Genomic DNA, 6,950 nt, shown 5'->3' with positions numbered 1-6,950 from the left:
AATTTTCCATACATAATTCTTTTTCTGTACTTTGGTATAAACACAACATGGTACTGGCATTTGTACCTTGAATGTGATAAGCTGTAACTGTCCACTTTGGACCGCCTCCTATTCTCTTTAGTATTGGCTTGAGACACCTTTACTATCGTATCATAGGAGGCTTTACTTTTCACCATACAACGTCACTACTACACGATTCGCCCCAGCATAGCTGGGGGATTAGCATTTTCATTCAGTAGCCACTGTCCCGCGAGGTGTTTTGACATGAATATGTCAAAATCCCGAGACATACAAACCAAAATACCATCACCGAAGGTGATTTACGCGAGCAACGAGTCAAAGTCCGTGCTTGCACGGAACCTTGAGGAGTGCCGCGATAACGATAAAAAATCACAAAGCGTGTTTTTATCGTTTAAATGCATTTTGGCTCGTAACTGTGAAGGTACTGAACAGTTACTTTAACTTAACCTTTCACTGCACCGATCATCGCGCCCTGTGCAAAGTATTTCTGCACGAACGGGTATACACAGAGAATCGGAACGGTTGTAACAACAACTGCTGCCATCTTCAGAGAATCGGATGTTACAGACACGGTATTATGCGCCAGTGCCTGTGCAACAGAAGTTACTTCCTGCTGTGAATTCATTGCTTTTGTCAACATCTGCTGCAGAACGGTCTGTACCGGCCACAGTTTGGTGTCGTTGACATAGAATGCTCCTGCAAACCAGTCGTTCCAGTGATTTACTGCGGTATACAGTCCAACTACGGCGATTACCGTTTTACTTAACGGAAGCATGATTTTCAGGTAAGTCTGAAAGAATCCGCAGCCGTCCAGTTTGGCTGACTCTTCCCGGCAGATCTTCCTGTTTCAGTGCATAACCTGCCAGAGTAGTTACCATTAAGCTTAAAAACGTTCCGATTACAGTTCTTGCGATCGTGATCACATAAGCTGTGGTAATACTTCCGTCTTTGAATACTTCTTTGAAGTTATCCATGGTGAACTGTCTCGGCCAGAACCATACGCCACCCCTCGCTGCATCAGCTCCGTCGTTGAATGCCAGCGCCACTACGTTCAGGCAGGGGAGCAGAATGATCAGACAGAGTGCAATAATGATCCGATAGATCAGAATCTGAAGTGCCTGATCCATCTGATTAACTTTTTCCAGGATACATTTGATCACACCGACTGTCAGTGTATTCTTAATCAGTCGCGGTGCATCATAACTGGAAAAGAAGGTCTTGAAATATTTCAGACCGATCCATGGGCTTCCCCAGATTCCTTTCTTAAAGGAATAATCCTTAAATGCAAGAACAGAACCCGCCATCGGCACATAGCAGATCAGTGCATAGTAGATGATACATGGAATCAGCATCACATACAACGGCCAGTAACGTACCAGTCGTTTCTTCAGCAGCTGTTTTTTCGGCTTATATTTTTTAGCCTTTTCAACACTTGCTGCTTTCATAGATTTCCTCCTTCATTTATTTGATGAGGCTATTATACGAAGCAGCTGTTTTTCTCACAATGGACATTTCTTCCGGCACCAGTGGAAAAATCTACACTCTGAAAAATGTCCAGTATTTTTTATAGATTTATCCACTCAAGTTCCGCACAAATCGGATAATGGTCGGAAAGCCATACTTCTTTGTCGCGGTCTTCCCATTTTTTTACACTGCGGCAGGTAAGTCCTGCATAGCCTTCTTTTGCTTTTTTGATATAAATATAATCGATCCGTTCCGGTTCATCTTCCGGTTCAAATCCGTGATAGGTAATGCCAATGCCCTCTGTATAGTTGACATAATCTGTCCGTTCTCTCATCACGGCAAATTCTTCTCCGTCCGGCTCTGCGTTAAAGTCACCCGCAAGGATCACCGGTGCGTTGGCGAATAAAACGGCATCATCCATCTTCTTTAGGATCTGAGACAGTCCCAGGGTTCTTGCCTGCACGCCGAGATGATCCAGGTGGACATCACACAGACGGAAGACTTTCTTCTCCTGAAGATCTTCCAGTACCACTTCCGTGCACACACGCGGACAGATGGACTGTTCCTCGTATCTGCTTGCCGGCACATACGGTGTCGGAGACAACCAGAACGTTTCCATATTGATCAGGTTCAGACGTTTCGTACGGAAAGCTACAGTCATCTGTTCATCTTCGAGTGTTTCGCTTCTTCCACAGCCGATCACGGTATATTCCGTCAGGTTCTCTTTCAGCCATGCTGCCACATGGGGCAGGACTTCCTGAAAGCAGATCACATCCGGTTTCTCTTCGGCAAGTTTCTTTAAGATCACAGGTTTGCGGAACCGAAAACTGTTGGCTCCATCCTGGTCATAATCACATCGTATATTAAAAGTCACTAATTTTAACATATTCTTCCTCCTGTATGTCCTTTTTTCTGTCGTAACTGTTCAGCACCTTCACAATTAGTTACTTTCTATCATCAAAACTATCAGAACAGCCACAACCAGATCGGCTGTGTCCATGCTTTCTGTCCTCTGCTGTTCTTGATCGTCACTCTCACATACTCCTCATCTCCGTTTAACGTAAAGCTCCCTTCGGTCAGACAATCCCCTTCCTCGCTGAACAGACAGTCTCCCCGATGCGGTGTCTGAAAATAAATATGCTGACACGGCTCACAGGTCACATGTGCAACTCCGTCTTCCACATAAAAATCATGGAGCAAAGGTCCGGAAGATGCATAAAAACTTCCGTCTTTGATCGCCTCGAGGATTCCCCTGTGGGTAAATTCTTTCGTCTTTACCATGATAAATCCACCCAGATCGTGTTCCCCGATATTATGAGCATCATCCGTAGCAAAACAGAAAATTTTATTTCTTACAAACAGAAAATGATCAAAACACGTCTCCGAATTACCGTTGTTTCCGAAAAATTCGGAACCGTGGTTGTAGATTTCCATACCGATCATACCCTGCAGATATTTGATATCGGTAGAATCGATTTTCGACCAGTACGGATGACCATACAGTGTTACATTTCCTCTCTGTCCGAAATATTCGATGATACGCTCCGCTGTTGTCAGCACACCGTTTCTACGTTCTTCTTCAAAAGTATAATGTTCCGGTATCCGGTTTGTCTCCGGCAGACCGAAACCTACCAGATGATGATCCTTTCTTCCCGGCAGTTCAATATCCAGCTCCGTTCCCGGAAATACCAGAAAATCATCCCGGTTCAGTTCCGGATGAATCCCGTAAACCCAGTGATCTGTCAGTGCCAGAAAATCATATCCTTTGCTGCGATAATGTTTTGCAGTCTCTGCCGGCGTATGCATACCGTCCGACCAGGTCGTGTGAGTGTGAAGATTTCCTTTTTTGTAAGTTCCTTCTTTATAAAGTGTTCTCTTTTCCATGTGACTCTCCTTTATTTTCGCATATTTTCCAGTTTCGTCAATCTGTCCGGCGTCAGTTGCATCTACTTTCTTCCGTATTTGCGACCATTATAGCAAATCTGTTTTTTTCCTATAATGTACAGAACTTTTAAAATAACTGGACTTTTCTACGAATTTTTTCAGACTATTGACATCGGCAACCGGTCTGCGTATTCTGAGAATATACAGTCGGTATCGTAACGGCTGCAAGGACAGAAAACCTACAAATGAAAATGGAGACTACTATGGAAGAGATGAAAACCATTTACCAGGTAGAAGGAAAATTATGCAAAGACTTTATCGGTCAGATTTCCTACACCGTCTGCCTGGATCAGACTTACGGAGAACTGGATATTGAATTTTCTTTTGGACCGCAGCACTTCCGCCCGGAAGATGTGACTCCGGAACTGAAACAGCGCCTGCTTGACTACTGTAAAAAAGAATATGGTATGGAAGAAGGCACACCAGAGGAATGGGAAGATGCCGTGTATCACGGTATGAAAACCGAGATTCATACCATGGCAACCCTGAATGATACCTTCATCGGCAACATTCACAGACAGCTGACAACCCGACACATGCATTTTACCGCAACAGAAGCTACCGAAGGATGTATTCCACAGTCAACCATCGAGGGTGTATTAAAAGTAACCATCCTGGTATTTTCCGTGCTGCTGGATAACACCAACTACCTACTGACGGTACGCGCACGTTAAGGGAGGAACTTTTTATGTATAAAAGACTGGAATTACACAATCATACCAATGAATCCGACGCAGTATTTACCTGCAAAGAACTGACGGACTTTATGGTGGCAGACCAGGTGGATGCCTTCGCCCTGACTGATCACAACACCATATCCGGACATTGCAAAATTAAAAATTATCTGAAAGAGCATCCACAGCCAATCGACTTTATCCCCGGCATGGAATATACCACTTATTACGGACACATTCTCTGTCTGAACCTGACCGAGTATGTGCCGTGGGAAAATATCAACAGACACAAGCCGGAACTTCTCTTCCGGGCTGCCCGTAAAAAAGGAGCTCTGGTCGGCGTGGCACATCCATATTCCTTCGGATGGCCGTTCGCACAGGGCTGCCGTTTCGAGATGACGATCACGGATTATTCCTGCTGTGACTTCATCGAGATCTTCAACAACCCGGAACCGCTTCACGAAGTCAATGAAAAAGGAGTAAAACTATGGGAAAATCTGGTGCTTTCCGGTGAAAAACTGGCTGCTACCTGTGGCATGGACCTTCATGGCGACAGCACCCTGCACGGACATTACTCCACCTACATCCAGGGCGAACCGCACGGCGATGTCTGCCAGGAACTCTCCGATGCGATCCATAACCAGTGTACCTGGGTATGCAAGGGACCTCTGCTGGAAGTACATAACGATGGAGAAGCACTCACCTTCACCATCCACCAGACCGGAAAACCGGGATACGAACCGCTCACCGGGGATGATTACAAGATCACCCTCCGCACCAAAGATCGGGTCATCACCTGCAACGTCTCCGACCGGATCCCGCTGGCTTCTTTTGCAGAGCATGCTATTATTATCCCGATGCTTTTCGAGAAAGAAACCATTATCGAAAACCTCGTATGTACAAGCCCCGTGATGCATCTGTAAGACACCCTAATAAAAAAAAGCTCCCTGTCAGTTTTTGACATGAACCTGTCAGGGAGCTTTTTTATTATGCTGTCTTATTTTTCATTTTTTTCTGGGATATTCCGTCTGTTGCAAGAATTTCTTTCTTCCCAAGCATGCACACCACCAGCGCCAGGAATGTCATCACTATCCAGCTTCCTATCGTCACGTTCCAGCCTTTCTGTTCTACCAGAACACCGATCGTAAACGTGGATACCGCCGTTCCCACATATGCCATACCGTTCATAAAACCGGACACCGTTGATACCTTTCCGATCGCCTCATAGCGAAGCGGGAAGAAATTGACAAATATCGTGTTAACACCCATCATAGATGCCGTTGTCATCGCAAACAGTACAATGGTCAGGATCATCGAAGTATCTTTTCCGATCCAAATGCCCGTCAGAGCCAGCACTGCGATCAGAAACAGCCATACAGCTGCAGCTGCTTCTTGTTTTTTGCATTTCTGATACAGGTACTGTGCCAGATAAGCCCCTGTCAAATTGACGATCGGAAGCACGGTTGTCACCAGAATGGAAAATGCCGGAGATGTGAGGAAAGTCTCCGTAATATACGTCGGAACCCATGTCGTCACTCCGTCCTTTAACATGCCGTGGATGATCACCGGGAATAATACCATCAGGATGCCGAAACCAAGCCATGCCTGTTTTCCTGTATTTGCCGTTTTCGCAGCTGTAGATTCAGCGTTATCCACATCTGCCGTTTCTTCCTCCGGGTTTTTTCCACATTTTTCAATCTTTTCAAACCCAATGATCCAGATAACTGACATCACACACAGACAGATCGCTGCCGCGCCGAACACGGCTCTCCATCCGATCAGCCACATCACAACTGCCGCCAGCAGATACGAAGCCAGCGTTCCTACCACCTGTGAGGATACGATATTGACGCAGAACTTCATCTTCTGTTCCCGGCTCACCATCTCCGCGAAGATCCGAATCACCGGTGGCCAGATCATTGCCTGTGCATACCCGTTGATCCCCCAGACCACTGCCATCGCTCCGAATCCGCCGACAAATCCCATGCACAGATTCGCCCCTGCCGCGATCGCAAGGCCGACAAAAATCATCTTTCCCGGGTGAAACCGGTCACCCAGCATCCCGTTACAGAACTGTCCGATCCCGTAAGCGAAGAAATATACCATACTGATAAATCCTGCCTGGCTTTTCGTCAGAACTGCCTCCTGAATCATCGCCGTCATCGCTGACGAATAATTCAACCGCCCGATATAGGAGGTAAAATAAACAAACCAGCACAGCAAAAACAACAGCTGCGCATCCCTTGGATTTTCAATTTACTATTAGCTGTACAAAGATCGATTTTGAATGTATGCCTTTTCCTCTCATCCTGTGCTCCTGTTTTTTATTCTGATTTTTCATATACATCTTAACGTAGAAAAATCCACTGTTGCAATAGAAAAAACTATCACCCACAGTGGATTTTTCTACGATTCAATTGTTGCAATCAAATTCTTACAAACCTTATAATTAGAATATAGCATAATAGCATAACGAAAAACACCGGAACCCTGATCTCTCAAGTGTTCCGGTGCCCCTGCCAAGGAGTCGAAGCGACGGGATTCGAACCCACGACCTCTGCGTCCCGAACGCAGCGCTCTACCAAACTGAGCCACGCTTCGATATTTAATTATTGCTCATCAGCAATAACTATTATATATGATAAAATTTTATTTGTCAATAAAATTTTTCATTTTTATATTTATACCTCCGAGCTTTTCTGCCTTGCGGCATAAAAAAGCTCCCCCAGTTGGACTCGAACCAACGACACTGCGGTTAACAGCCGCATGCTCTACCGACTGAGCTATGGAGGATCATTCTCTTTCTCTCTTTTCTCTCCATGTACCTTCAAAACTGCACACACGTAA

At 45.4% G+C, this 6,950-nt stretch carries 7 protein-coding genes, 2 tRNA genes and 1 pseudogene; 2 read left to right on the top strand and 8 right to left on the bottom strand.

The window, feature by feature from the left end:
• The 5 genes and pseudogenes from FYJ57_RS15570 to FYJ57_RS14450 form a co-directional block, all read right to left on the bottom strand.
• A pseudogene (locus FYJ57_RS15570) lies at positions 1 to 95 on the bottom strand (IS200/IS605 family transposase); the annotation flags it as partial.
• Between the two features lie 368 nt (positions 96 to 463).
• Positions 464 to 796, bottom strand: coding sequence for an ABC transporter permease family protein (locus FYJ57_RS15190; protein WP_235904604.1), 333 nt, complete (start codon positions 794 to 796; stop codon positions 464 to 466).
• Positions 780 to 1,466 (bottom strand): hypothetical protein, encoded by a 687-nt coding sequence (locus tag FYJ57_RS15185; RefSeq protein WP_205840006.1) that lies wholly within the window; start codon positions 1,464 to 1,466, stop codon positions 780 to 782. The genes FYJ57_RS15190 and FYJ57_RS15185 overlap by 17 nt, the downstream gene beginning before the upstream one ends.
• A 119-nt stretch (positions 1,467 to 1,585) precedes the next feature.
• Positions 1,586 to 2,371: an endonuclease/exonuclease/phosphatase family protein gene (locus FYJ57_RS14455; RefSeq protein WP_154433199.1), complete on the bottom strand. Its 786-nt coding sequence runs from the start codon at positions 2,369 to 2,371 to the stop codon at positions 1,586 to 1,588.
• 80 nt (positions 2,372 to 2,451) lie between these two features.
• The gene (locus FYJ57_RS14450; RefSeq protein WP_154433198.1) at positions 2,452 to 3,369 is read right to left on the bottom strand and encodes a PHP domain-containing protein; all 918 of its coding nucleotides are present in this window, start codon (positions 3,367 to 3,369) and stop codon (positions 2,452 to 2,454) included.
• 263 nt (positions 3,370 to 3,632) lie between these two features.
• On the opposite strand from FYJ57_RS14450, the gene FYJ57_RS14445 reads away from it, so the two are divergent.
• A complete protein-coding gene (locus tag FYJ57_RS14445; protein ID WP_154433197.1) occupies positions 3,633 to 4,103 on the top strand; it encodes a DUF6669 family protein in 471 nt (156 codons plus the stop codon).
• A gap of 14 nt (positions 4,104 to 4,117) precedes the next feature.
• Positions 4,118 to 5,026, top strand: coding sequence for a CehA/McbA family metallohydrolase (locus FYJ57_RS14440; protein WP_154433196.1), 909 nt, complete (start codon positions 4,118 to 4,120; stop codon positions 5,024 to 5,026).
• 64 nt (positions 5,027 to 5,090) lie between these two features.
• Here the strand turns inward: FYJ57_RS14440 and FYJ57_RS14435 are convergent, their stop codons facing one another.
• The 3 genes from FYJ57_RS14435 to FYJ57_RS14425 form a co-directional block, all read right to left on the bottom strand.
• Entirely contained in the window at positions 5,091 to 6,326 is a 1,236-nt protein-coding gene (locus FYJ57_RS14435; protein ID WP_235904603.1) for an MFS transporter, read from the bottom strand.
• Positions 6,327 to 6,630: 304 nt separating this feature from the next.
• Positions 6,631 to 6,704: transfer RNA gene (locus FYJ57_RS14430), tRNA-Pro, on the bottom strand.
• Between the two features lie 119 nt (positions 6,705 to 6,823).
• Positions 6,824 to 6,896 (bottom strand) — tRNA-Asn (locus FYJ57_RS14425).
• Positions 6,897 to 6,950: the final 54 nt, after the last annotated feature.

Source organism: Oliverpabstia intestinalis (assembly GCF_009696065.1).
In the GTDB taxonomy this organism is placed as follows: Bacteria; Bacillota; Clostridia; order Lachnospirales; family Lachnospiraceae; genus Oliverpabstia; species Oliverpabstia intestinalis.
Note: the sequence above shows the minus strand (reverse complement) of the source record. Positions and strands in the feature narration are given on the sequence as shown.